Source organism: Jiangella anatolica (assembly GCF_003236295.1).
GTDB lineage: Bacteria > Actinomycetota > Actinomycetes > Jiangellales > Jiangellaceae > Jiangella > Jiangella anatolica.
This window is the reverse complement of sequence record NZ_POTW01000019.1, coordinates 1-24,265: the sequence shown is the minus strand read 5'-3', so window position 1 is coordinate 24,265 and position 24,265 is coordinate 1. Positions and strand designations below refer to the sequence as shown.

Below are 24,265 nucleotides of genomic sequence, written 5' to 3'. Positions count from 1 at the left end.
AGAGGGGCGACGGGATGAGCGCGGTGACCGCCACCGCGACCGGGAAGCGCGGCTTCCCCGGTCTGGCCGTTCTGCAACGCATCGGCCGCAGCCTCATGCTGCCGATCGCCGTCCTGCCGGCCGCGGCGCTGCTGCTGCGGCTCGGCTCGAACGACATGCTGGGAGGCGAGCCGGGCACCGTCGCGCCGGGCATGCCGGCCGGCCTGGCCCAGTACGACGGGCTGCACTGGCTGCAGCCGGTCTCCGAGGTGGTGGGGGCCGCCGGCGCGGGCATCTTCAACAACCTGCCGCTGATCTTCGCGCTCGGCGTCGCGATCGGCTTCGCCCGCAAGGCCGACGGCTCGACGGCGCTGGCCGCCGTCGTCGGCTACCTGGTCTACGACAGCGTCTCCGACGCGATGTCGCCGCACGTCCTCGACCGGGCCGCCGAGGGCGAGACCCAGCAGCTGATCAACTTCGGTGTGCTCGGCGGCATCATCATGGGCCTCACCGCCGCCTTGCTGTGGCAGCGGTTCTACCGGATCAAGCTGCCTCCGTACCTGGCCTTCTTCGGCGGCCGCCGGTTCGTGCCGATCATCACGGCGTTCGTGGCGATCTTCATCGCCGTCGGCATGAGCTTCCTGTACAAGCCGTTCGATGCCGGACTGACCAACCTCGGTGAGTGGGTCACCGAGAACGACGTGCTCGGCGGCGGGCTGTACGGCTTCTTCAACCGGCTGCTGATCCCGCTCGGCCTGCACCACATTCTCAACTCGTTCCCGTGGTTCCAGTTGGGCGAGTACACGACGGCCACTGGCGACGTCGTGCAGGGCGACATCTTCCGCTTCCTCAACGGCGACCCGACCGCGGGCGCGTTCATGACCGGCTTCTTCCCGATCATGATGTTCGCCCTTCCGGCCGCGGCGCTGGCGATCTGGCAGACCGCCCGCCCGGCGCAGAAGAAGATCGTCGGCGGCATCATGCTCGGCGCCGCGCTGACGTCGTTCCTCACCGGCGTCACCGAGCCGCTGGAGTTCTCGTTCCTGTTCGTCGCGTTCCCGCTGTACTTCATCCACGCGGTCCTGACCGGTACCGCGCTGGCTCTGACGAACGCGCTGGACATCCGCGACGGGTTCGGCTTCTCCGCCGGCTTCATCGACTACGCGATCAACTTCCGGATCGCGGAGAAACCGCTGCTGTTGATCGTCATCGGCCTCGGCTACGCGGCGATCTACTACTTCCTGTTCCGCTGGGTGATCACCAAGTGGAACCTGCGGACGCCGGGCCGCGAGGAGGACGCCGAGGCGGTGGAGGCCTCGCTCGGCGAGGAGGCCGCCGAGATCGTCGAGGAGCAGGAGAAGGTGCCGGCCGGCGCCCCCGTCCCGCCGGACCGCTCGACGGTGGCGGACGGCCCGGTGGTGTCGGACGGCCCGCCGGTGGCGCCGCCGCCCGCGCCGGAACCGCCGACCGCGCCGCCGACGGCACCGCCGTCGGACGGCCGGCAGAACTGACCGGTTCGCTGTGATCGTCGGCACTTCCCGCCCCGCGACGGGCGGGAAGTGCCGATGATCGTGTGTGGGGGAGAGTTCGAGGAGGAGCACGGTGGCAGTGATCAGCGGAGTGGGTGTCAGTTCCGGGCGGGCGGTGGGACCGGTGGTCCGGATGCCGGACCCGGTGGCCGAACCGGCGGCGGGGTCCACGGTGCCCGACGGCGCCGACGTGGCGGCCGAGGGCGCCCGCATCGCCGCCGCGGCGGAGCAGGTCCGCGCCGACCTCGAGCGGCGGGCGGCGGCCGCGCACGGCGACGGCGCCGCCGTGCTCGAGGCGACGGCGCTGATGGCGGCCGACCCGGCGCTGGTCACGGCCGCGCAGAAGAAGGTGGACGACGGGACGGCGCCGGCCCGCGCGGTGTGGGAGGCGGCGGCCGAGGTCCAGGCGATGCTGGAGTCGCTCGGCGGGTACATGGCCGAGCGGGCCCGCGACGTCGCCGACGTCCGCGACCGGATCGTGGCCGTGCTCGACGGCCGCCCGGCGCCCGGCGTGCCGGAGCGCGACGAGCCGTTCGTCCTGGTGGCGCACGACCTCGCCCCGGCGGACACCGCGACGCTGAATCCGGCGACCTGCCTGGCGCTGGTGACCGAGGGCGGCGGGCCGACGTCGCACACCGCGATCCTGGCCCGGGCCCTCGGGCTGCCCGCGGTCGTCGCGGCGCCCGGCATCCTGTCCGTCGACGAGGGCACGGTCGTGCTGGTCGACGGCGGAGTCGGCACCGTCGAGCCGGACCCGGCGGCGGACGTCGTCGAAGCGGTCCGGGCCGCGGCCGCCCGCGTGCTGATGTTCGACGGCACGGGCCGCACTGCCGACGGGCACCGCGTCCAGCTGCTGGCCAACGTCGGCGACGCGAAGGGCGCGGCCGCCGCCGCTGAGGCCGGCGCCGAGGGCGTCGGGCTGTTCCGCACCGAGTTCTGCTTCCTCGACCGTGCCGAGGAGCCCACCGTCCAGGAGCAGGTCGAGCAGTACCGCGCGGTGCTGGAGCCGTTCGCCGGCAAGAAGGTCGTCGTCCGCACCCTCGACGCCGGCGCCGACAAGCCGCTGCCGTTCCTCACCGACGCGACCGAGGCCAATCCCGCGCTGGGCGTCCGCGGCTACCGCACCGCCGTCCGGCATCCCGAGGTGCTCGACCACCAGCTCGAGGCCATCGCCCGGGCGGCCACGACCTCCGGCACCGAGGTGTGGGTGATGGCGCCGATGATCTCGACCGCGGCCGAGGCCGCCGACTTCGTCGCGCTCGCCAACGGCCACGGGCTGGCGACGGCCGGCGTGATGGTCGAGGTGCCGGCGGTCGCGCTGACCGCCGACGCGCTGATGGCGAACGTGGCGTTCGCCAGCATCGGCACCAACGACCTCACCCAGTACGCGATGGCCGCCGACCGGCTGCTCGGCGACCTGGCCGAGCTCAGCGACGGGTGGCAGCCGGCCGTGCTGCGGCTGGTGCACCTGACCGCCGAGGCCGGGCTCCAGGCGAACCGGCCGGTGGGTGTCTGCGGCGAGGCCGCGGCCGACCCCGCGCTCGCCGTCGTGCTGACGGGGCTCGGCGTCACCAGCCTCTCGATGACGGCGCGCGCCATCCCCGAGGTCGCCGCGACCCTGCTCTCGGTCACGAAGGCGGAGTGCCAGCGGCTGGCCGAGCTGGCGCTGGCCGCCCCCGACGCCAAGGCCGCCCGCGCCGCCGTCCACGCCGAGCTTCCACCGCTGGCCTGACCGAACGCGGGCGTCGCCGGGGCTGGACAGCGCCGGGGGTGCGCAGTAGCTTGCGTCGGTGCGCGAAGCGATCACGACCTCGCAGGCCCCGGCCTCGCCGCTGTTCAGTCAGGCGATCAAGGCGGGCCAGCACATCTACGTGTCGGGGTTGGTGGGCGTCGACGTAGCGACCGGCAAGCCCGCCGGCCCGACGATTCAGGAGCAGACGCGACAGGCGATCGCCAACTGTGAGGCAGTGCTTCGCGCAGCGGGCGCCACCCTTGATGACGTTGTCGAGGTCGGGATCCTGTTGAGCGATCCGGCGGACTTCCCGGGCATGAACGAGGAGTACGCCAACTGGTTCTCGGACCCGCTCCCGGCGCGCTACGCCGCGAAGCTCGGAGCCGAGATTCCTGGGATCCTCGTCTCGATCCGGATGACGGCGGTCACCGGCTAGGCCAGGCCGAGGCGGGCGTCGACGGCGGCGGCTGAGAAGACGTGGTCGACGACCATGATGCGGGCGCCCTCGATGGCGGCGCGGTCCTGCAGGGCCGACGCGGTGATGGTGAGGTTGCGGGTGGCCAGCGGGACCGTCCGCTCGTACAGCGACTCGCGCACGCCGATGAGGAAGTGCTCGTGCGTCATCGCCATCGAGCCGCCGATCACCAGCACGCCCGGGTTGAGCAGCGCCACCGCCGTCGCGAGCACCTCGCCGACCAGCTGGCCGGCGGTGCGGACGAGCGCGATCGCGTCGGCGTTGCCGGCCTGCACGAGCCGGGCGACGTCGGTCGGGGTCTCCGCCGCGATGCCGCGCTCGGTCAGCTGCCGGACCAGCGCGCCGCCGCTGGCGTGCGCGGCCAGGCAGCCGTTGGCGCCGCACGCGCACACCGCCCCCGCGACGGGGTGCGCGATGCGGATGTGCCCGATGTCGCCGGCGCCGCCGGCGATGCCGCGCTCCGGCCGGCCGCCGAGGATCAGCCCGGCGCCGATCCCGGTGCCGACCTTCACGTAGAGCAGGCTCGGCACGTCCGGGTGGTGCCGCCGCGCCTCGCCCAGCCCCATCAGGTTGGCGTCGTTGTCGATCAGCGCCGGCACGCCGAACCGCTCCTCGAACACGGTCGTCACCGGGTGGTCGTCCCAGCCGGGCATGATCGGCGGCTGCTGCAGCCGCTTCGTCGCGACGTTCACCGGGCCGGGCACGCCGATGCCGATGCCGCACAGCCCGTCCCGCGCCGCGGAGCCCGCCGGTGCCGACGCGAGCAGCGCCTCGAATCCGTCCAGCACGGCCGCGAGGACCGGGTCCGGGCCGTCCTGGATCCGGATCCGGCTGGTGCTCTCGGCGATGACCGCCCCGGCGGCGTCCTGCAGCGCCAGCCGCGCGTGCGTCGCACCGAGGTCGGCGGTCAGCACGTACTTGTCGGTGTCGACGAACGACAGGCCCTTCGCCGGCCGCCCGGCCACGCCGGAGTGCTGCGCGCCCGCCTCGCTCAGGTACCCGCCCGCGGTCAGCATCGCCAGCCGCTGGGTCAGCGTCGAGCGGGACAGCCCGGTCTGCTCCTGCAGCTCGCGCCGGGTCGTGACCTCGCCGGAGCGGACCAGCTGCAGGATCTGCCCCGCCGTCGTCCCCGTCATCCCTTCTCCGCGCCGCTGGTGAGTCCCTCGACGAGCATCCGCTCGGCCAGGAAGAACAGCGCGATGATCGGCACCGTCAGCACCACCGAGCCGGCCATCAGCACCGTCGTCGGCACCTCGATCGACCCGGACAGCCGGGACAGGCCGAGGCTGACGGTCCAGTTGTCGCGCCGCTCGACGAGGAAGAGCAGCGCGAACAGGAACTCGTTCCACGCGATCATGAACACGTAGAGCCCGGTGGCGATCAGCGACGGCATCGACAGCGGCAGGCTGATCCGCCGGATGACGCCGAACCGCGTGCACCCGTCGATCAGCGCCGCCTCCTCCAGCGACACCGGGATGGTCGCGAAGTAGTTGCGCAGCATGTAGATCGCCACCGGCACAGTCTGCGCCACGTACACGATCGCCAGCGCCAGCAGGTTCCCGCGCAGGCTCAGCTGGGAGAACAGCACGAACAGCGGGATCGCCAGCAGGATCGGCGGGAACAGGTAGACGACGAGGAACAGGGCGCCGGACGCGCCGCGGCCGCGGAAGGCCAGCCGGCTGACGGCGTACGCGCCGAGGATCGACGCCACCAGCGTCACGATGACGGTGACGGTGGCGACCAGCGCGCTGTTGCCCATGTACTGCAGGAACCCTTGGCCGCCGTCGTCGACTGACGTCAGCACCTCGCGGTAGGTGTCGGCGGTGAACTCCGACGGCGACACCCACAGCCGGCCGGGATCGAGCAGCACCTCGGCGATCGGCCGCACCGAGAGCACCAGCATGTAGAGGAACGGCACGATCGTGACCAGCGCCAGGACGACGATCGTCACGACCCGCAGGGTGCCCCACACCCGCTCCTCGCGGCTGCGCGCACGCGACCGGCGGCGCCGCGGCGGCGACGGTGTGCGCGGCGGTGCGGTCGCGACGGTGTCCACGCTCACGACGTCTCCCCTCGGGCCCCTGCCGTGCGCAGGTACACGGCGATGAAGACGGTCAGCACGGCGGCCAGCACCAGCGACTGAGCCGCCGCCGCGCCGATGTCGGTGCGCGCCGTCAAGAACTCGTACACCCGGATCGACACCACCTCGGTGCCGGCGCCACCGCCGGTCAGCAGGTACACGTCGTCGAACTTGTTGAACGTGAAGATGAACCGCAGGATCGTCAGCAGCGCGATCACCGGCATCAGCTGCGGCAGCGTGATGTGGCGGAACCGCTGCCAGATCGACGTCCCGTCGACGACGGCGGCCTCGTCCAGCTCGCCCGGCAGCGCCTGCAGCCGGGCGATGAGGAACAGGAACGCGAACGGGAAGTACCGCCACGCCTCGAACGCGATCACCGTCAGCAGTGCCAGCGGCACCGTCACGTCGACGCCGAACAGCCCGACCGAGTAGTCTCGCTGGGACAGGAACGGCACCGGCTCGTCCCAGCCGAGGAACCGGGTGCCCCAGGCGTTGACGATGCCGAACTGCGGGTTCAGCGCGACCGACCACACGAACGTCGCCGCGACGACCGGCGCGACATAGGGCAGCAGCATCGCCGCGCGCAGCAGACCGCGGCCGCGGAACGGCCGGCGCAGCGCCAGCGCGGCGACCAGCCCGATGGCGATCGAGCCGAGCGTCGCGCCGACGGTGTACACGACGGTGATCCACAGCGACGACCAGAACCCGGACGAGCCGAACACCGTCGAGAAGTTGTCCAGGTTGTACTCGCCGAAGAAGCCGGCGTCGCGCAGGTTGATCAGCCGGACGTCCTGGAAAGCCAGCGAGATCGTCCAGATCACCGGCAGCACCACGACGACCAGCACGATCAGCAGCGTCGGTGAGATCAGCCGGTACGCCAGCCGGGACTCCTGGCGGGCCAGCGTGTCGGTGCGCGGCATCCGCGTCACTCCAGGCTCTGCTGGATCTCGGTGACGGCGTCCTGGGCCTGCTGCGCTGCCTCCTCACCGGTGCCGCTGCCGCTGACCAGCTCGTTCAGCGCGGCCGCGACCGGCAGCTCGCCGAGCGTGGCGCCGACCAGCTGGCCCTGGCCCTGCTCGAAGCCCCAGCGCTGGATCGTCTCGGCGCTGGTGCGCACGGTCTCCAGCGTCTGCGCGTCGTAGAAGTCCGAGAGCGGCGCCAGCGTGTCGACGCCGGCGTCGAGGCCCTCCCACGCGGTGACGTACTCCTCGGCGTCGTCCGCGCTGCCCTGCCGGGTCGGGATCTTCCCCTCCGGCGCGACGGCGAGCCAGTCGATGTAGCCGTCGGAGAGCATGTACTGGACGAACTCCGACGACGGCTCGGTGGCAGAATCGGCGGTCATCGCCCACGAGGTGATCTCGCCGTACGAGGCCGGCTCGTCGCCGCTGGGCCCCTGGACCGCCGTGACGACGCCGCTGTTCTGGGCCAGGAACGCCGGGTCCGCGCGGCACTCCTCGCAGGTCGGCAGGGCGTCGTTGCGCAGCCCGGCCAGCTCGTCGAGGATGAACGACGACCACACGAGCATCGCGGCCTGGCCGGCGAAGTAGGTGGCCCGGGTCGTGTCGACGTCCTGGTTGCCGGCGACGGAGTAGTTGCGCACGAGGTCGGCGTAGAAGTCGAACGTCTCGGCGCACTCCGGCGAGTCCAGCGTGACCGTGCCCTCGTCGTCGACCAGCTCGCAGCCGTTGCCCAGCGCGAAGTACTCGAAGCTCTGCTGGGTGAACGCGTCGCCGGGGATGGTCGGCGCGGCGATGCCGGCGACGGCGTCGCTGTCCAGCGCCTCGGCGGCGGCCGTGATCGCCTCGAACGTCGTCGGCGGCTCCAGGCCGGCCGCCTCGAACAGGTCCTTGCGATAGACCATCAGCTGCGGCCAGCCGTCGCTGGGAACCGCCAGCTGCGTGTCGCCGTCGCGGGTCAGCTCCAGCGCGGCCTGGGCGAAGGTGTCCTCGCCGAGCTCGTCGACGATGCTCGCCGGGGTCTCGGTGTCCAGCAGTTCGTTGACGGCCATCGACTGCACGCCGGCCAGGCCCACCGCGCCGATGACGTCGGGCAGGTCGCCGGCCGCGGCGGAGGACGTGATGAGCTGGTCGAAGTCGCTCTCGGCCACCGACACGAGCTCGATGTCGACGCCGCTGGACTGGCTGAACGCGTCGGCGATCGCCTCGATCGCGGTGACCCGGTCGGCGATGTCCTCGACCACCCACACGGTGATGGCGTCGGCGTCGCCGGCCGAGTCGCCGCCGTCGTCGTCGCCACCGCCGCACGCGGCGAGCAGGACCGATCCGGCGAGGACGGTGGCCGCCCCGCGGCCGAGGGTGCGTGCTCTCATGCGAACCTCTCATCGTCGAGAGTGCCAGCTCTTGGGTTACGGCCATGAAACACCTAATAATGTCCGATGACAAGACATAATTCGCCTGACCGTCCGACACAATTACATTCAACCGAAGTAGGGGTGTCTGATGCCGCTCGTCGTGCAGTTCACCGGTCCGCGTGAGGTCGGCGTGGCCGACGAGCCGTCGTCGCCGCTGGGCGCGGGGCAGGTCCGCATCGCCACCTGGTACTCCGGCATCTCCGCCGGCACCGAGCTGACCGCCTACCGCGGCTCCAACCCGTACCTGAACAAGACCTGGGACGCGGCGGCGCGGCTGTTCACCGAGGGCGCGCCGGCGTTCTCCTATCCGGTCTCGGGCTGGGGCTACCAGGAGGTCGGCCAGGTCACCGAGGTCGCGCCGGACGTGACGTCGCCGCGAGTCGGCGACGTGGTCTACGGCATCTGGGGGCACCGCGCCGAGACCGTCGTGCCCGCGGCGATCGCGGCCCGGCGGCTGCTCCCGGCCGGCGTCGACCCGGTGCACGGCGTGTTCGCCCGGGTCGGCGCGATCGCGCTCAACGCCGTGCTCGCCGCCGACGTGCACCTCGGCGAGCACGTGGCGATCTTCGGCCAGGGCGTCATCGGGCTGCTGGCCACGCGGCTGGCCGGGCTCAACGGCGCGTCGGTGACGGCGGTCGACGGGCTGGCCGACCGGGTCGCGCTGGCGTCCCGGTTCGGCGCCGTGCAGGCGGTCCCGGCCGACGTGGCCGGCGGTGCGGCGGTGGCGGTGCGGACGGTCACCGGCGGCGCCGGCGCGGACACGGCGATCGAGCTGAGCGGCAGCTACCGGGCGCTGCACGAGGCGATCCGCTCCGTCCGCCCGGGCGGCCGCGTCGTAGCGGCCGGCTTCTACCAGGGCGACGGGGCCGGGCTGCGGCTCGGCGAGGAGTTCCACCACAACCGGGTCGAGATCGTGGCCAGCCAGATCAGCGGCACGCCGCGGGCACTCGGCGACCGGTGGAACCACGACCGGCTGCTGTCGGTGGTGATGTCGCTGGTCGCGTCCGGCGCGGTGGACGTCGCGCCGCTCGTGTCGCACGTCATGCCGGTGACGGAGGTGGCCGGCGCGTTCGAACTGCTGGATCGCCGGCCGGCCGAGGCGCTGCAGGTGGTGCTCCGATTCCCGGGCGCCCCATGATCATCAACCTTTCGCGTCGTCTGGGCAGCACCGAAGGTTGATGATCATGGGACGCTGCTGCCCATGACCCGGCCGCCATCGCCTCCGCCGGCGGTCGTGCCGCCGGCCCGGTCGCGCCCATCACCGAGATGACCGTCGAGCAGTGGGACCACATGCTCGGCATCAACCTGCGCGGCCATTTCTCGTCACCCGCGCGGTCGTCGGGCACCTCGTCGCCGCGGGCTGGGGACGCATCGTCAACATCTCCAGCATCTCCGCGCTCGGCGACGACGGCCGGTCGCACTACTCCAGCGCCAAGGCGGGGCTGCTCGGCTTCACCAAGTCGCTGGCGTTGGAGCTCGCACCGCACGGCGTCACCGTCAACGCGATCGGGCCCGGCTTCATCGCCACCGACATGACGGCGGCCAGCGCGCGGCGGGTGGGCCGGACCATCGAGGAGCACCAGCGGGCGGGCCGGGTCGGCTACCCCGACGACATCGCGCACACCGCGTCGTACCTGATCAGCCCGGATGCCGGCTTCGTCACCGGGCAGGTGATCTACGTGGCCGGCGGCCCGGTTGGCTGAGCTCCTCACTCCTCGGGATCTGCCCTCGCAGATCCGCCCATTGACGGGATATGGGATATCTGACTACTGTCTCGGCGAGGCGCGATTCGCGGACACAGGGAGGTGTCATGGGCAGGACAGGCGGGCGGTCGGCCGCATGGACGGCACGGGCGGTGGGGGTGCTCGCCGCGGCGGCACTGCTCACCGCGTGCGGCGGCGGCTCCGACGACGAGACCAGCGGCGACGGCGGCAGCACGACGCTGTCGCTGTGGCACTACTACGGCACTCCGGACACACCCACCGGCGCGGCGTTCGAGAACCTCGTCGACCGGTACGAGGAGGAGCACGAGGGCGTCACGATCGAGGTGCGGCACATCCCGTTCGGCGACTTCACCCGCACGCTGCTGCAGTCCGCGGCCGGCGGCGACCTGCCGGACATCGCGCTGATCAACGGCTTCACCACGCAGGCGCTGGCCGACGCCGGCGTCATCCAGGACCTCAGCGACCGGGTCGAGGAGTGGGGCGAGGCCGACCGCTACTTCGAGACCGGCTGGGAGACCACCCAGGCCGACGGCGCCACCTACGCGATCCCGCACGTGGCCGACGCGTACGCCGTCTACTACAACGAGACGATGCTGGCCGAGGCCGGCCTGCAGCCGCCGACCACGTGGGCGCAGATGCAGGAGTACGCCACCCAGCTGTCCGACGGCGAGCGCTACGGCCTGGCCTTCAGCGGCATCGAGGGTGACGAGGGCGCGACGGCGCTGGTGATCCGGCTGCTGGCGGCCGGCGGCGACCCGGCCGACGTCGACACCGAGGCCGGCGCCACCGCGCTGGGCCAGTTCACGGACATGATCGCCGGCGGCGCGGTCTCCAGCGGCGTCCTCACCTGGAACGAGGAGGACGTCAAGAACCAGTTCGCCAACGGCCAGGCTGCCATGATGATCAACTCGGCGACGTACCTCAGCATCCTGGCCGAGGAGAACCCGGAGCTGCAGTGGAACGTCGCGCTGCTGCCGTCCGACGTCCAGGCCGCGACGTTCCTCAGCCAGGAGAACCTCGCCATCAGCACGACGACGGAGAACGCGGACGCCGCGTGGGACGTCATCGCGTGGATGCAGCAGCCCGACGTCCTGGCCGAGTACCTGCCGGAGCGGAACAAGCTGGCCGCGCGCGACGACGTCGACACCGGCGACGACCCGGTCCGGGCCATCTTCGCCGAGCAGCTGCAGCAGGCGTGGGCGCCGGAGGGTGACCTCGCGGCCGCGTCGTCGGAGGTGCTCACCCGGATCCAGGGCGCGCTGCAGGCCGCGGCCGGCGGCGGGACGAGCGTCCCGGACGCGCTCGCCGAGGCGCAGGGCCAGATCGACGAGGCGCTGGCGAACGTCGAGTGACCACCACCGTCGCCCCGCCGGGAACGGCGAGCACCACTCCGGCCCGGGCCCCGCGGCGGGCCCGGCGCTGGGGCGACCACCTGTTCGTCCTCCCCGCGGTCCTCTTCGTCGCCGCGACCGTGCTCTACCCGCTGGTCTTCAACGTCGACCTGAGCTTCCGCGACGTCGGCGTCGCCCAGATCGTCAACGGCGGCGGCGAGTGGGTCGGCTGGGAGAACTACGCCGACCAGCTGGGCCGCGACGAGTTCTGGCACGCGCTGGCGATCTCGCTGCTCTACACCGGACTCGCGGTCGCCGTCGCGTTCGCGCTGGGCATGGCGCTGGCGGTCTACTTCAACCAGCGCTTCCCCGGCCGCAACCTCATGCGTTCGCTGCTGCTGCTCGCCTGGATCCTGCCGACGGTGGTCAGCGCGAACGTCTGGCGGTGGATGCTCGACGGCAGCTACGGGCTGATCAACACGCTGCTGGAGTCGGTCGGCCTGATCGACGGCGACCTGTTCTGGCTGGCCCGGCCGGTGCCGGCGCTGTTCGCGGTTGTGTTCGCGACCGCGTGGTCGTTCACGCCGTTCATCATGATCCTGCTGCTGGCCGGCCTGCAGGGCATCCCGGACACGCTCTACGAGGCGGCGAAGATCGACGGCGCCGGCGCCTGGCGGCGGTTCACCAGCGTGACGATGCCGCTGCTCAAGCCGGTGAACCTGACCGCGCTGCTGCTCTGCTTCATCTCCACCTTCAAGACCTTCGACACGGTGTTCCTGATGACCCGCGGCGGTCCGGGCGAGGCGACGATGATCCTGCCGATCTACGCCTACAACGAGGCGTTCGAGTACTTCCGGTTCGACACCGGCGCCGTCGCGACCACGCTGATGCTGGTCGTCCCGCTCGGGCTGTCGGTGTTCTACTTCCGCTCGCTGCGCCGCGAGGAGCTGTCGTGACGGCGACCGCGGCGCGGCGCCGCCGCTGGCTGAGCGCCGGCGGCGTGCTGATCACCGTCGCGTACCTGCTGCCGGTGTACTGGATGCTGGCGACGTCGCTGAAGCGGTCGTCGGACATCTTCTCCACGCCGCCGGACCTGTTCCCGTCGCCGATCGCGCTGACGTCGTACACCGAGACCGTCGTCAACCATGCCGGGATCGGCCGCGGCCTGCTCAACAGCACCGTCATCGGCGTCGGGACCACGATCGTGACGCTGGCGGTCGCGGTGCCGGCGGCGTACGCGCTGGCCCGGCTGCGGGTCCGGTTCGTGGCGCTGCTGATGCTGCTGTTCCTCGTCGTGCAGATGGTGCCGGCGGTCAACCTCGCGCTGCCGATGTTCGTGATCTTCAGCCGGGCCGAGCTGGTGAACTCGTTCGCGGGGCTGATCCTGGCGAACTGCTCGCTGGCGATCCCGCTGGCCATCACGATCCTGCGGCCGTACTTCCTGTCCGTCCCCGGCGAGGTGATCGAGGCGGCCAAGATCGACGGCTGCACCACCTGGTCGGCGTTCCTGCGGGTGGCGCTGCCGGTCTCGACGCCGGGGCTGATCACCGTCGCGGTCATCAGCTTCCTCGGCGCGTGGGGCGAGTTCGTGTTCGGGCTGGCGCTGGCCTCGGACGAGAGCATGCAGCCGATCACCGTCGTGCTGGCCGGGCTGACGAACTCGTTCGGGACCCGCTGGAACGACCTGATGGCGGTCTCCGTCGTGGTCGCGCTGCCGATCATCGTCGTCTTCGTCTTCCTGCAGCGCTACATCGTCGGCGGCCTCACCGCCGGTGCCACCAAGAGCTAGAGGAGCATGTGCATGAGCGCGTTCGAGCTGTGGGCGGCGACGCCGACCCCGTTCCGGGCCGACGAGAGCCTGGCCACCGAGGTGGTCCCCGCGCAGTCCGAACACCTGGTCGCGCTCGGCATCGACGGCGCGTTCGTCGGCGGGACCACCGGTGAGTCGATGGCGCTGACGGTGGACGAGCGGGCCGAGCTGATCAGCGCCTGGGCCGAGCACCGCGGCGACCGGCTGCTGCTGGGCGCGCACGTCGGCGACCTCAGCCTCGTCGACGCCCGGCGGCTGGCCCGGCACGCCGCCGACGCCGGCGTCGACCTGATCGCCGCCGTCGCGCCGTTCTACGGCGAGCCGCCGTCGGTCACGGCGATCGTCGACTACCTCGCCGCGATCGCCGACGCGGCGCCCGACGTGCCCCTGTGCTACTACCACATCCCGTCGATGACGGGGCTGCGCGCTGCGCCGTCGGCGGTGGTCGAGCAGGCCGTCACGCGGGTGCCGACCCTGCGCGCCGTCAAGTTCACCGACGGGGACCTGCAGGAGTACGTGCGCACCCGCGAGGCCGCCGAGGGGATCCGGGTCTACTTCGGCCGGGACGAGCTGCTGCCGGCCGGCGTCGCCTGCGGCGCGACCGGCGCGATCGGCAGCCTCTACAACATCCTCGCCCCGGTGGCGCGCGAGGTCGTGGCGCGGCTGCGGGCCGGCGAGGTGGAGACGGCGCTGGAGCTGCACCGGCCGTTCCGATCCATCGCGACGGTGGCCGACCGGTGGGGCTCGATCCCCGTCGTCAAGGAGCTGATCAACCGGTTCGGCCCGGACGCCGGCGCGGCCCGGGCGCCGTGGGGCCGGCTGAGCCCGGACGCCGTCGCCGCCGTCGACGGGCTGGTCGAGGAGTTGAAGGCGGTCGCCTCCTGAGCGTCGCGAGCGGTCTGACAGGCTGATCCGGACGTTCGCGGCCGCGTGAGGGGATCGCTCGATGGACGACCGGATGGTGGTGCTGGCCCGGGCCGGCGCCGGCCTGGTGCTGGACCTGGACACGCCGTGGCTGCCGCGGGTGCTGCACTGGGGCGCCGACCTGGGTCCAGGGGTCGACGCCTCGGCGCTGCGGGCCGCGGCGGTGCCCGGCCGGCGCGGCGGGGCGCCGGCCGACCCGGCTGCGCCGTCGCTGCTGCCGGCGCAGGCCGACGGCTGGGTGGGGCGGCCGGCGATCTCCGGCGACCGGGAGCGCGCGTATCCGCACCTGCGGCTGGTCCCCGAGTCGGTGTCGTCCTCCGACGGTGCGGCCGCCGAGATCGTCTCGCGGGACGCGGCCGCGGGCATCCGGGTCGTGAGCTCGCTCGTGCTGGACGACGCCGGGGTGCTGCGGGTGCGGCACACGCTGCACAACGAGGGCGGCACGCCGTGGTCGATGGAGGGCCTGCGCGCCGTCCTGCCGGTGCCGGACCACGCCACCGAGCTGCTGCACTTCAGCGGCCGGTGGGGACTGGAGAAGATCCCGCAGCGCGAGGCGTTCCTGCCCGGCATCCGATCGCTGGAGACCCGGCGCGGGCGCACCGGCCACTCGCACACCGGGCTGCTGGTGGCGGGCTCGGCCGGGTTCGGGTTCGGGTCCGGCGAGGTGTGGGGCGTGCACGCCGGCTGGAGCGGCTGGACGGTTCACGACGCCGAGCGACTGGCCGAGGGCTGGTCGACGCTGGGCGCCGGTGAGCTGCTCGCCGCCGGCGAGGTGGTGCTGGCGCCGGGGGAGACGTACGCGACGCCGGACGTCTACTTCGTGTACTCGGACGCGGGGCTGGACGGGCTCTCGGCGCGGCTGCACGCGTCGCTGCGCGCCCGTCCGTCGCACCCGTCGACGCCGCGTCCGCTGGTGCTGAACACCTGGGAGGCCGTCTACTTCGACCACGACCTCGACCGGTTGCGCGGGCTCGCGGACCGGGCCGCCGCCGTCGGCGTCGAGCGCTTCGTCGTCGACGACGGCTGGTTCCTCGGCCGCCGCGACGACCTGGGCGGCCTCGGCGACTGGTACGTCGACCCCGACGTCTGGCCGGACGGGCTGCACCCGCTGGTCTCGCATGTTCGCTCGCTGGGGATGCAGTTCGGCCTGTGGGTGGAGCCGGAGATGGCGAACCCGCGGTCGCGGCTGGTCGAGGAGCACCCGGACTGGCTGCTCAGCGACCCCGACCGGCTGCCGCGCCCGTGGCGCAACCAGCACACCGTCGACGTCGCCAACCCCGACGCCTACGCGTACCTGCTGGAGCGGCTGGACAAGCTGGTCGGCGAGTACGCGATCGACTACCTCAAGTGGGACCACAACCGCGACCTGCTGGAGGCCGTCCACGACGGGCACGCGGGCGTGCACGAGCAGACCGCCGCCGTGTACCGGCTGCTGGACGAGCTGCGGTCGCGGCACCCGTCGCTGGAGATCGAGTCGTGCTCGTCCGGCGGGGCCCGGGTCGACCTCGGGATCCTGCAGCGCACCGACCGCGTGTGGGCGTCGGACAGCAACGACCCGCTGGACCGGCAGGCCATCCAGCGGTGGACGTCGCTGCTGCTGCCGCCGGAGCTGATCGGCGCCCACGTCGGCCCGTCGCACACCCACGTGTCGGGCCGGGTGACGGAGCTGGAGCTGCGGTGCGCGACCGCGTTGTTCGGGCACGCCGGCATCGAGTGGGACATCACCGAGTGCTCGCCCGCCGAGCTGTCGCTGCTGCGCGAGTGGGCGGCCACCTACAAGCGGCTGCGTCCGCTCCTGCACACCGGCCGCGTCGTCCGCGCCGACACCGACGACGCCCACGTCCTCCACGGCGTCGTGGGCCCTGGCCATGCGGTGTTCGCCTATGTCGCGCTGGAGACGATGACGGTGGACATCCCGCCGCGGCTGCGGCTGCCCGGCCTCGACCCCGACGTCACCTATCGCGTGACGCCGGTCGCGGGGTTGAGCAGCGCGCTGCCCCGTTGGGCCCGGCCGGCGGCCTGGCTGGAGGCCGGCACGGTGGAGCTGCCCGGCCGCGTGCTCGCGACGGCCGGCCTGCAGGCCGCGCCGCTCAACCCCGGCCAGGTCCTCACCCTGGAGCTGACCGCGGTCTAGCCCAGGCTCCGGACGTACTGACGGCACACATGGACCCGGCGGAACCGGGCGCGCAGCTGCGCTTCCCGTTCGATCGGGGCATGGGCGAACACCCGGACCGGCGTGCCGAGCTCGCCCGGCGCGGCCAGCCCGGCGTCGCGCTCGTCCCAGTCCTGGTAGACGTGCAGGTAGCGGTGGCCCTCCTGGAACCCGCTGCGCCGGTACCACGCGTTGGCCGCAGGGTCCTCCCGGGTCCACGCGTCCAGGGTCCGCGGTCCGCGCCGCTCGAGCTCGGGGAGCGCGGTGTGCAGCAGCCGGGTGCCGATGCCCGCGCGGGCGTGCTCGGGCAGGACGGCCACGGTCTCGATCGTGGCGGCGGCGTCCCTGATCGTGACGTCGAGGATGCCGACGACCTCGGCTCCGGCGGCCGCCACGAGCTGGATCGACGGCTCGTCATACCGGGGCCGCCGCGTGACGACGTCGTCGTAGTACTGGGTGGCGAAGAAGCTCAGCAGCCGGCAGCGCATCGCGCCGCGGACAAGTCACCGCAAGGACGCGCGCAGGCGGGTGAGGCCGGCGGGGATGCGGTCCTCGGCGATGGCGCCGTAGCCGAGCGCCAGCCCGCGGACCGGGTGCGCCACCGCCAGCGGCGACAGCGGCAGCACCTCGACGCCGGCCGCGCGGGCACGGGCGGCGGCCTCGACGTCGTCGCCGCCGTGGGTGAGCAGGGCGGTGACGTGCAGCCCGACCAGCGACGGGACCGGCTCCAGCAGCCCGGCGAAGTCCCGGCGCAGCAGCGATGTCACCAGGTGGTGCCGCCGCGCGTACACCCGCCGCATCGCCTTGAGGTGCCGGGCGAACGCGCCCTCGTCGATCAGCTCGGCCAGCGCCGCCTGGGCCGGCACCGCGGTGTGCCAGTCCAGCAGCTGCTTGGCCTTGTGCACGGCGTCGCGCAGTGAGCGCGGCACGACGACGAAGCCGAGGCGCAGCGTGGGCAGCAGCGTCTTGGAGAACGAGCCGACGTACGCGACGTGGCCGGCGGCGCCCAGTCCGGCCAGCGGCTCGAACGGGCGGCCGGCGAAGCGGAACTCGCTGTCGTAGTCGTCCTCGACGATCAGCGCGCCGGTCCGCCGGGCCCACTCCAGCAGCGCCAGCCGCCGGCCCAGCGACATCGACGTGCCGAGCGGGAACTGGTGCGACGGCGTGACGTAGACCAGCCGGGCGGCGTCGGGCAGCGCGCCCACCACCAGGCCCTCCCCGTCCACCGGTACCGGCACGACCGTGTGGCCGGACGACGTGAGCAGCTTGCGGGGCAGTGGATACCCGGGATCCTCGACGGCGACGACGTCGCCGGGCGCCAGCAACACCCGGGCCAGCAGGTCGACGGCCTGCTGGCTGCCGCTGGTGACGACGACGTCGTCGGCGGAGGCCGGGACACCGCGGGCGACGGCGACGTGCCGGGCGATGGCCGCGCGCAGCGGCGGATGGCCCGCGGCGGCGATGTGCGCACCAGCGCCCACGGCGGAAGCGCGCAGCTGCCGCGCCGTCACCCGGCGCCAGGCCGCGTACGGGAACAGCGCCGCGTCCGGTACACCGGGCCGGAAGTCGAACTCGGGCTCGGCCGCGGCCAGGTCGGTCGCCGCCGGCAGCCCGGCCCACACCGCCTGCGGGAACAGGGCGACCTGGTCGCCGTCCGCCTCCGGCGAACGATCCTGGGCGAGACCGTCGGCGACGAACGTGCCGACGCCGGGCCGGGCGGTGAGAAAGCCCTCGGCGGCCAGCCGGTCGTAGGCCATGCTGACGGTGTTGCGGGCGATGCCCAGTTGGCCGGCCAGCTCGCGCGACGGTGGCAGCGGCTCGCCCGCCGGCAGCCGTCCGGCCAGGATCGCCGCGCGCACCTGCCGGTAGAGCTGGCCGGACAGGTCGGCCCGCCCGTCCAGGCGCACGTGCAGCTCCATGGGGCGCGAGTGTAGGCGTCACCGCGCCGTGACCGGCTCAGTGCACAACCCGCCGCCGTGGCCCAGCGGACGCCGTCCGGCGCTGGTTAGCGTGCCGGGCATGCGGACATACAAGGTACGAGCGATCGTCGGCGTGCTGGCCGCCGCGGCGCTGGCGCTGCCGGGCATCGCCGCGACGTCGGCCGCGAGCGGCGGCGGAGACGGCGGGCACCGCGGCTGCGCGGCGAAGTTCGACGAGGCCCAGCGCATCGACATGGAGTCGTTCCGCGACTTCGACGCCGAGGCGTGGCGCGAGGGACACCATGAGGACGCCGTCAGCGTCTTCGCCAGCGGTCACCGGTTCGACGGCATCGACGCGATCATGGCGGCGCAGCAGAGCCACTTCGCGAACCGCGAGGCGATCTGGACGTGGACCGAGATCGACCGGCACGTCTACGGCTGCAGGAGCGCGACCATCGAGTACGACGCCACCTACGAGCTGCCCCGGATCGGCTTCAAGTCGCGCGCGCTCACCGTCGTGACCTACACGTACGAGCGCGGCCGCTGGCTGTCGATCTACGACCAGGGCACCGCGTTCCCGGCCGGGTCCTGACGCTCACTCGGTGGCGGTGACCCGGAGCGGGCCCGTCCCGCTCTCGCCGCAGACGTCGCCGGGGTTGAGCAGGTAGCACGCCTTCATCGACAGGCAGCCGCAGCCCATGCAGCCGGTGAGCTCGCGCTGCAGGTTCTCCAGCTCGTGCTTCTTCGCCTCGAGCTGGGCCTGCCAGCGCCGGGACAGCCGATGCCAGTCGTGCGAGTCGGGCTTGCGCTCCATCGGCAGCGTGGTGAACACCTCGGCGACGTCGGCGAGTGAGATCCCCAGCCGCTTGGCCACCAGGATCAGCGAGATCCGCCGGATCATGAACCGCGGGTAGCGCCGCTGGTTCCCGGCCGTGCGCGACGACTCGATCAGGCCCAGCTGCTCGTAGTAGTGCAGCGCCGACACCGCGACGCCGGTCCGGTCGGAGACCTCGCCCACGGTGAGCATGTCCTCGGGTTCCATCGCGCCCCTCTCGGCCTTGACCTCAAGTTCCCTTGAGCTTCTAGTTTCGCCTCCATGACGACAACTGACCAGCGCCCGGCCGGCTTCCGCGACCTGTTCGTCGCGACCAGGGCCGCGACCTCACTCGTCCTGGCCGGCGGGATCGCCCTGCACGCGGTGAACATCTTCCTCACCACCAGCCTGCTGCCGACGGCGGTCGACGACATCGGCGGCGAACGGCTCTACGCGTGGAGCACGACGGTCTTCATGATCGCCTCGGTGATCACGTCGATGCTGGTGAGCCGGACGCTCGCGCTGCGCGGCCCGGTCGGCGCGTACCTGATCGCGCTGACGCCGTTCGTGGCCGGCGCGGTGATCGCCGCGGTCAGCCAGACGATGACGGTGCTGCTGGTCGGGCGCGCCATCCAGGGCGCCGGCGGCGGCATGCTGGCCGGGCTCGGCTTCGCCGTCATCCAGGCGGCCTACCCCGAGCGGCTCTGGGCCCGGGCGACGGCGCTCGTGTCGGCGATGTGGGGGGTCGGGACGCTGGTCGGCCCGGCGCTGGGCGGGGCGTTCGCGCAGTTCGACGCGTGGCGCTGGGCGTTCGGCGTGCTGGCGCTCGGCGGTGTCGCGCTGGCCGTGCTGGTGCCGAAGGCGCTGCCCCGCTCCGGTGGTGACGGTGTCCGGGCGCCGATCCCGTACGTCTCGCTCGTCCTGCTGACGGGGGCGACGGCGCTGATCAGCGTCGCGAGCCTGCGCACCGAGCCGGTGGAGCTGACGGCCCTGGTCGCAGCGGCCGCGCTGGCGATCGTCGCGTTCGCCGGCTGGGAGCGGCGGACGCCGGTGCGGGTGCTGCCCGCGTCGACCTATGCCGCCGGGTCGCCGCTGCGGTGGCTGTACCTGGGCATCGCGACGCTCGCGATCGGCACCGTCGCGGAGGCGTTCACACCGCTGTTCGGTCAGCGGCTGGCCGGGCTGGAGCCGCTGGTCGCCGGGTTCCTCGGCGCCGCAGTGTCGGTCGGCTGGTCCGGCGCGATGGTGTTCAGCTCCGGCGCGCAGCGAGCGGCGACGGTGCGCCGGGTGACGATCGCCGGGCCGGTCGTCCTGGCCGTCGGCCTCGCCGTCACCGCGCTGTTCCAGCGGGAGGACGCCGGCGCGGGGCTGGTGGTGGTCTGGGTGCTCGGACTGGTCGTCGCCGGCGCCGGGATCGGCATGGCGTTCCCGCACGTCGTGGTCGCGGTGATGCGCACCTCGCCGGACCCGGCCGAGGCGGGCCGGGCCAGCGCCGGCGTCACCACCGTGCAGCTGATCGGGATGGCCATCGGCTCGGCCGTCGGCGGGTTGCTGGTCAACCTCGGCGCGCCGTCCATGGTCGCGTCGGCCCGGTACCTGCTGTTCGGCCTGGCGGCGACGGCGCTCGTCGGCGTGCTCGCCGCGCTCCGGTCAGCCCAGCCGCGCGCCGACGCCGTCGAGGAACAGCTCCAGTGACAGCCGCATGATCGCCAGCGGGTCGCCCGCCTCGACCGCCTCGCCGGTCGCGGCGCCGACCCGCTCGGCCAATGGGAACTGGTGCCCGCCCATCGCCTTGACCAGCGCCGGGCTCACCGTCGCCCACCAGTCCAGGTCGCCGCCGCCGGCCCGCACCCGCGCCAGCCCGACCTGCTGCCGCGCCGTCGCCTCGACCAGCGCGAGTACGCCGCACAGCACCTGGTCCATCTCCAGGTCGGTGAGCCCGATGCCGTCCAGCGGCGCCAGCTCCACCTCGTACTTCGCCGACACGCCCGGCCCGAGCACCGGCCGGCCGGGCACCACCTCGACCGTCCACGGGTGCCGCAGGTGGTGCGCCCAGTTCCGCTCGGCGATGTGGCGCACGCCCTCGCGCCAGCCGTCCTTCGCGCCGGGGACGTCGCCGTCGGCGTAGGTCTCGCCGGCGACGGCGTCCAGCATCAGCTCGACCAGCTCCGGCTTGCCGGGAACGTGCGTGTAGAGCGTCATCGCGCCGACGCCGAGCCGGTCGGCGACCCGCCGCATGGTCAGCGCGCCGAGCCCCTCCGCGTCGGCGATCGCGATCGCGTTCTCGACGACGGCGCCCTTGGTCAGCCCGGTGCGGCCGGCCCGGTCCGACGGCTCCCAGAGCAGCGAGACCAGCCGGACGGGGTCGGACGGGCGCGGGGCGTTCGGAGGCACGGGAACATCCTCTCACTCTCCCGTACTTTGGTACGTACGTTGTACCGTACACTGTACGAGTCACGGACGAAGGAGGATGAGTGGGCGCAGCCATCGAGGCGCGGGCGGTGCGCAAGCACTACCGCGGAGCGGAGCGGCCGGCGCTGGACGGGTTCGACCTGCGGGTCGAGGCCGGGACGGTGTGCGCGCTGCTGGGCCGCAACGGCGCGGGTAAGACGACAGCCGTGCGGATCCTGACGACGCTGCTGGACTTCGACGACGGCGCGGCGACGGTGGCCGGACACGACGTGCGCTCCGGCGGCGACGGCGTCCGCCGGGCGATCGGGCTGGTCGGGCAGAACGCGGCCGTCGACGAGATCCTCGGCGGCCGGGCCAACCTGGTGCTGTTCGGCCGGCTGCGCGGGCTGTCGAAGACGGCGGCGCGGGACCGGGCCGCCGAGCTGATCACCCGGTTCGGGCTCGACAACGCGGCCGGGCGAGCCGTCGGGACGTACTCCGGCGGCATGCGGCGCCGGCTCGATCTCGCCGCGAGCCTGGTCGTGCCGCCGTCGGTGCTGTTCGTCGACGAGCCGACGACCGGCCTGGACCCGGACGCGCGCCGCGAGGTGTGGGCGACGGTGCGGCGGCTGGTCGACGACGGCGTCACCGTGCTGCTGACCACGCAGTACCTGGAGGAGGCCGACGAGCTGGCCGATCACGTCGCGATGCTGCGCGACGGGCGGGTCGTGCTGGAGGGCAGCCCGGCCGAGCTGACCTCACTGGTCGGCGACACCCGGGTCGAGGCGACGTTCGGCTCGCCGGCCGATGCGGCGGCCGCCGCGCGCGTGGCCCGGCCGCACGCCGTCGGGCCGGTCCATGTGACGGGCGCGTCGGTGGCCGTGCCGGTGGCCGACGCGGCCGCCGTCACCCGGCTGTGCGCCGCCCTGGCCGGGGCCGGCGTCGCGCCGGTGGACCTCGCCGTCCGGCGGCCCACCCTGGACGACGTCTTCACGCACGTCAACACGGAGGGAGCGCGATGAGCGCACTGGTCCACGACTCGCTGCTGCTGGCCGGCCGCACGTTCGGGCACTGGCGGGCGCAGCCGGTGCCGTTCCTGGTCACGCTGCTGTTCCCGGTGCTCGTCGTCCTGATGATGGGCGGCCTGTTCGGCGGCGCGATCGCCGGCAGCGCGGGCGACTACATCCCGTTCGTCGTGCCCGGCGTGCTGGCGCTGACCATGCTGTTCGGCCTCGAGACGACGATGATGGCGATCACCACCGACGCCCGGCGCGGTGTGACGGACCGGTTCCGGTCGCTGCCGATGCACAGCGGCGCCGTGCTGGCCGGGCGCTGCCTGGCCGACCTCGCCGCGTCGGTCGCGGGGCTGGCGGCGATGACGCTGGCCGGGTTCGCGCTCGGCTGGCGCTGGTCCGGCGGCGCCGGCGACGTGCTGGCGGCGTACGGGCTGCTGCTCCTGCTCCGGTTCGGGCTGCTCTGGCTGGGCATCTGGGCCGGGCTGAAGGCGCCCGGCCCGGAGGCGGTGGCGGCGGTGCAGATCCTGGTCTGGCCGGTCGGGTTCCTGTCGACGGTGTTCCTCGACCCGGCGACGATGCCGGCCTGGCTGGGCGCCGTCGCGGAGTGGAACCCGCTGTCGGCCACGGCGGACGCCGTGCGCACGCTGTTCGGCAACCCGGGCGTCGCCGGCGGGAGTTGGGCCGCCGATCACGGACAGGAGTTGTCAGTGATGTGGCCGATCCTGATGGTTGCGGTGTTCGCACCGCTGTCCGCTGCTGCCTACCGGAGGCTGAACCGATGACACCGGCCGATCACGGCTTCATCGAGGTCCGTGGTGCCCGTGAGCACACGCTGAGGAACATCGACGTCGACATCCCCAAGCACCAGCTGACCGTGGTCACCGGCGTGTCCGGGTCGGGCAAGTCGTCGCTGGTGTTCGACACCCTGGCCGCGGAGTCGCAACGCCAGCTCAACGCCACGTTCAGCGCGTTCGCGCAGAGCCGGCTGCCCAGCTACGGCCAGCCCGACGTCGACCGGATGGCGCACCTGTGCGCCGTCACCGTCGTCGACCAGAAGCGGCTCGGCGGCGGCGCCCGGTCCACCGTCGGCACCGCGACGGACATCGGCGCCCGGCTCCGGCTGATCTTCTCCCGCGCCGGCCGCCCGTTCGCCGGCTACTCGAACGCGTTCTCGTTCAACGACCCGCAGGGCATGTGCCCGGCGTGCCAGGGCCTCGGCGTGGTCAGCGTGGTCGACGAGTCGCAGCTGGTCGACCGAGACCGGTCGCTGGAGGACGGCGGGCTGACGTTCCCGGCGTTCGGCGTCGGCGGCTGGTTCTGGCGGTCCTACGCGCGCAGCGGCTTCTTCGACCCGACGGTGCCGCTGCGCGAGTTCAGCGACGAGCAATGGCGCATCTTCATGTACGCCGAGCAGGGCGAGCTGAAGCCGCCGAACCCCGACGTCACCAGCTACGAGGGCGTCGTCGCCCGGTTCAACCGGCTGTACCTGCACAAGGACGCCGACTCCTACAAGGGCAAGACCCGCGAGGCGTTCGAGCGGATCGTCACCCGCGGCGTCTGCCCGGACTGCGGCGGGACGCGGCTGGCGGAGGGAGCCCGCTCGTCGCTGATCGACGGGCGCTCCCTCGCCGACCTCAACGCCATGCAGGCCGACGAACTGGCCGGCGTGATCCGGGCGATCGACGACCCCTCGGTCGCGCCGCTCGTGGCCGACGCGGCGGAGCAGGTCGAGCGGCTCGGCATCCTCGGCCTCGGCTACCTGAGCCTGGACCGGGCGACGTCGACGCTGTCCGGTGGCGAGTCGCAACGCGTGAAGATGGTCCGGCACCTCGGCAGCAGCCTGTCGGACCTGCTGTACGTGTTCGACGAGCCGACGGTCGGGCTGCACCCGCGCGACGTGCACCGGCTCGGCTCGCTGCTGATCGAGCTGCGTGACAAGGGCAACACGGTCGTCGTCGTGGAGCACGATCCGGAGATCATGGCGATCGCGGATCACTGCATCGACATGGGGCCGGGGG

Annotated in this window: 23 protein-coding genes; 15 read left to right on the top strand and 8 right to left on the bottom strand. The window is 72.9% G+C overall.

Annotated features, from left to right (window positions below; all coding sequences use genetic code 11):
* The first annotated feature begins 14 nt into the window (after positions 1–14).
* The 3 genes from C1I92_RS10130 to C1I92_RS10120 all read left to right on the top strand — a co-directional run bounded on the left by C1I92_RS10130 (position 15) and on the right by C1I92_RS10120 (position 3,676).
* Positions 15–1,490, top strand: a complete 1,476-nt coding sequence (locus C1I92_RS10130; RefSeq protein WP_111254545.1) for a PTS transporter subunit EIIC — start codon at positions 15–17, stop codon at positions 1,488–1,490.
* 91 nt (positions 1,491–1,581) lie between these two features.
* Positions 1,582–3,240 (top strand): phosphoenolpyruvate--protein phosphotransferase, encoded by a 1,659-nt coding sequence (ptsP, locus tag C1I92_RS10125; RefSeq protein ID WP_111254544.1) that lies wholly within the window; start codon positions 1,582–1,584, stop codon positions 3,238–3,240.
* 58 nt (positions 3,241–3,298) lie between these two features.
* Positions 3,299–3,676: a RidA family protein gene (locus C1I92_RS10120; RefSeq protein WP_111254543.1), complete on the top strand. Its 378-nt coding sequence runs from the start codon at positions 3,299–3,301 to the stop codon at positions 3,674–3,676.
* Here the strand turns inward: C1I92_RS10120 and C1I92_RS10115 are convergent.
* The 4 genes from C1I92_RS10115 to C1I92_RS10100 form a co-directional block, all read right to left on the bottom strand.
* A complete protein-coding gene (locus C1I92_RS10115; RefSeq protein ID WP_111254542.1) occupies positions 3,673–4,851 on the bottom strand; it encodes an ROK family transcriptional regulator in 1,179 nt (392 codons plus the stop codon). The genes C1I92_RS10120 and C1I92_RS10115 overlap by 4 nt on opposite strands.
* A complete protein-coding gene (locus C1I92_RS10110) occupies positions 4,848–5,687 on the bottom strand; it encodes a carbohydrate ABC transporter permease (protein ID WP_369124090.1) in 840 nt (279 codons plus the stop codon). Before C1I92_RS10110 ends, C1I92_RS10115 begins: the two co-directional genes overlap by 4 nt.
* A gap of 86 nt (positions 5,688–5,773) precedes the next feature.
* Entirely contained in the window at positions 5,774–6,715 is a 942-nt protein-coding gene (locus tag C1I92_RS10105) for a carbohydrate ABC transporter permease (RefSeq protein WP_111254601.1), read from the bottom strand.
* Between the two features lie 5 nt (positions 6,716–6,720).
* Complete coding sequence (locus tag C1I92_RS10100; protein ID WP_111254540.1) at positions 6,721–8,124, bottom strand: ABC transporter substrate-binding protein; 1,404 nt, start codon at positions 8,122–8,124, stop codon at positions 6,721–6,723.
* A gap of 130 nt (positions 8,125–8,254) precedes the next feature.
* Here C1I92_RS10100 and C1I92_RS10095 point away from each other — a divergent pair, with 130 nt between their 5' ends.
* The 7 genes from C1I92_RS10095 (at position 8,255) to C1I92_RS10065 (ending at position 16,089) form a co-directional block, all read left to right on the top strand.
* Positions 8,255–9,304, top strand: a complete 1,050-nt coding sequence (locus C1I92_RS10095) for a zinc-dependent alcohol dehydrogenase (RefSeq protein WP_111254539.1) — start codon at positions 8,255–8,257, stop codon at positions 9,302–9,304.
* A 142-nt stretch (positions 9,305–9,446) separates the two neighbouring features.
* Positions 9,447–9,869, top strand: coding sequence for an SDR family oxidoreductase (locus C1I92_RS10090; RefSeq protein ID WP_199521103.1), 423 nt, complete (start codon positions 9,447–9,449; stop codon positions 9,867–9,869).
* A 107-nt stretch (positions 9,870–9,976) separates the two neighbouring features.
* Positions 9,977–11,242: an ABC transporter substrate-binding protein gene (locus C1I92_RS10085; protein WP_158564078.1), complete on the top strand. Its 1,266-nt coding sequence runs from the start codon at positions 9,977–9,979 to the stop codon at positions 11,240–11,242.
* On the top strand, positions 11,239–12,177 hold the full coding sequence (locus C1I92_RS10080; protein ID WP_111254537.1) for a carbohydrate ABC transporter permease: 939 nt from the start codon (positions 11,239–11,241) through the stop codon (positions 12,175–12,177). Before C1I92_RS10085 ends, C1I92_RS10080 begins: the two co-directional genes overlap by 4 nt.
* Complete coding sequence (locus C1I92_RS10075) at positions 12,174–13,010, top strand: carbohydrate ABC transporter permease (protein WP_199521102.1); 837 nt, start codon at positions 12,174–12,176, stop codon at positions 13,008–13,010. The genes C1I92_RS10080 and C1I92_RS10075 overlap by 4 nt, the downstream gene beginning before the upstream one ends.
* Positions 13,011–13,022: 12 nt before the next feature.
* Entirely contained in the window at positions 13,023–13,916 is an 894-nt protein-coding gene (locus tag C1I92_RS10070) for a dihydrodipicolinate synthase family protein (protein ID WP_158564077.1), read from the top strand.
* A 61-nt stretch (positions 13,917–13,977) separates the two neighbouring features.
* Positions 13,978–16,089: an alpha-galactosidase gene (locus C1I92_RS10065; RefSeq protein WP_111254535.1), complete on the top strand. Its 2,112-nt coding sequence runs from the start codon at positions 13,978–13,980 to the stop codon at positions 16,087–16,089.
* Here C1I92_RS10065 and C1I92_RS10060 read toward each other — a convergent pair.
* Both C1I92_RS10060 and pdxR read right to left on the bottom strand, forming a co-directional pair.
* A complete protein-coding gene (locus C1I92_RS10060; RefSeq protein WP_111254534.1) occupies positions 16,086–16,595 on the bottom strand; it encodes a GNAT family N-acetyltransferase in 510 nt (169 codons plus the stop codon). The two genes, C1I92_RS10065 and C1I92_RS10060, sit on opposite strands and share 4 nt — an antisense overlap.
* 15 nt (positions 16,596–16,610) lie before the next feature.
* A complete protein-coding gene (pdxR, locus tag C1I92_RS10055; protein ID WP_111254533.1) occupies positions 16,611–18,026 on the bottom strand; it encodes a MocR-like pyridoxine biosynthesis transcription factor PdxR in 1,416 nt (471 codons plus the stop codon).
* A 100-nt stretch (positions 18,027–18,126) separates the two neighbouring features.
* Between pdxR and C1I92_RS10050 the strand changes: the two genes are divergently transcribed.
* Positions 18,127–18,618, top strand: a complete 492-nt coding sequence (locus C1I92_RS10050) for a DUF4440 domain-containing protein (RefSeq protein WP_158564076.1) — start codon at positions 18,127–18,129, stop codon at positions 18,616–18,618.
* 3 nt (positions 18,619–18,621) lie between these two features.
* Here the strand turns inward: C1I92_RS10050 and soxR are convergent, their stop codons facing one another.
* Positions 18,622–19,068: a redox-sensitive transcriptional activator SoxR gene (gene soxR, locus C1I92_RS10045; RefSeq protein ID WP_111254531.1), complete on the bottom strand. Its 447-nt coding sequence runs from the start codon at positions 19,066–19,068 to the stop codon at positions 18,622–18,624.
* Positions 19,069–19,122: 54 nt separating this feature from the next.
* Between soxR and C1I92_RS10040 the strand changes: the two genes are divergently transcribed.
* Positions 19,123–20,535 (top strand): MFS transporter, encoded by a 1,413-nt coding sequence (locus C1I92_RS10040; RefSeq protein WP_111254530.1) that lies wholly within the window; start codon positions 19,123–19,125, stop codon positions 20,533–20,535.
* On the opposite strand, the gene C1I92_RS10035 is transcribed toward C1I92_RS10040, so the two are convergent.
* Positions 20,491–21,234 (bottom strand): TetR/AcrR family transcriptional regulator, encoded by a 744-nt coding sequence (locus tag C1I92_RS10035; protein ID WP_111254529.1) that lies wholly within the window; start codon positions 21,232–21,234, stop codon positions 20,491–20,493. The two genes, C1I92_RS10040 and C1I92_RS10035, sit on opposite strands and share 45 nt — an antisense overlap.
* Before the next feature lie 80 nt (positions 21,235–21,314).
* Here C1I92_RS10035 and C1I92_RS10030 point away from each other — a divergent pair, with 80 nt between their 5' ends.
* The 3 genes from C1I92_RS10030 to C1I92_RS10020 all read left to right on the top strand — a co-directional run.
* Positions 21,315–22,253: an ABC transporter ATP-binding protein gene (locus C1I92_RS10030; protein ID WP_111254528.1), complete on the top strand. Its 939-nt coding sequence runs from the start codon at positions 21,315–21,317 to the stop codon at positions 22,251–22,253.
* Positions 22,250–23,029, top strand: coding sequence for an ABC transporter permease (locus C1I92_RS10025; protein WP_111254527.1), 780 nt, complete (start codon positions 22,250–22,252; stop codon positions 23,027–23,029). The genes C1I92_RS10030 and C1I92_RS10025 overlap by 4 nt, the downstream gene beginning before the upstream one ends.
* On the top strand, positions 23,026–24,265 hold a 1,240-nt coding region (locus tag C1I92_RS10020), incomplete at its 3' end, for an excinuclease ABC subunit UvrA (protein WP_499797826.1). The genes C1I92_RS10025 and C1I92_RS10020, both read left to right, overlap by 4 nt.

Bases quoted from the DNA above. Each gene is read 5' to 3' on its own strand.
- C1I92_RS10065 (WP_111254535.1), top strand. From the start codon at position 13,978: ATGGACGACCGGATGGTGGTGCTGGCCCGGGCCGGCGCCGGCCTGGTG.
- C1I92_RS10070 (WP_158564077.1), top strand. From the start codon at position 13,023: ATGAGCGCGTTCGAGCTGTGGGCGGCGACGCCGACCCCGTTCCGGGCC.
- C1I92_RS10095 (WP_111254539.1), top strand. From the start codon at position 8,255: ATGCCGCTCGTCGTGCAGTTCACCGGTCCGCGTGAGGTCGGCGTGGCC.
- C1I92_RS10130 (WP_111254545.1), top strand. From the start codon at position 15: ATGAGCGCGGTGACCGCCACCGCGACCGGGAAGCGCGGCTTCCCCGGT.
- C1I92_RS10105 (WP_111254601.1), bottom strand. From the start codon at position 6,715: ATGCCGCGCACCGACACGCTGGCCCGCCAGGAGTCCCGGCTGGCGTAC.
- C1I92_RS10115 (WP_111254542.1), bottom strand. From the start codon at position 4,851: ATGACGGGGACGACGGCGGGGCAGATCCTGCAGCTGGTCCGCTCCGGC.
- C1I92_RS10085 (WP_158564078.1), top strand. From the start codon at position 9,977: ATGGGCAGGACAGGCGGGCGGTCGGCCGCATGGACGGCACGGGCGGTG.
- C1I92_RS10060 (WP_111254534.1), bottom strand. From the start codon at position 16,595: ATGCGCTGCCGGCTGCTGAGCTTCTTCGCCACCCAGTACTACGACGAC.
- C1I92_RS10025 (WP_111254527.1), top strand. From the start codon at position 22,250: ATGAGCGCACTGGTCCACGACTCGCTGCTGCTGGCCGGCCGCACGTTC.
- C1I92_RS10050 (WP_158564076.1), top strand. From the start codon at position 18,127: ATGCGGACATACAAGGTACGAGCGATCGTCGGCGTGCTGGCCGCCGCG.
- C1I92_RS10100 (WP_111254540.1), bottom strand. From the start codon at position 8,124: ATGAGAGCACGCACCCTCGGCCGCGGGGCGGCCACCGTCCTCGCCGGA.
- C1I92_RS10040 (WP_111254530.1), top strand. From the start codon at position 19,123: ATGACGACAACTGACCAGCGCCCGGCCGGCTTCCGCGACCTGTTCGTC.
- soxR (WP_111254531.1), bottom strand. From the start codon at position 19,068: ATGGAACCCGAGGACATGCTCACCGTGGGCGAGGTCTCCGACCGGACC.
- pdxR (WP_111254533.1), bottom strand. From the start codon at position 18,026: ATGGAGCTGCACGTGCGCCTGGACGGGCGGGCCGACCTGTCCGGCCAG.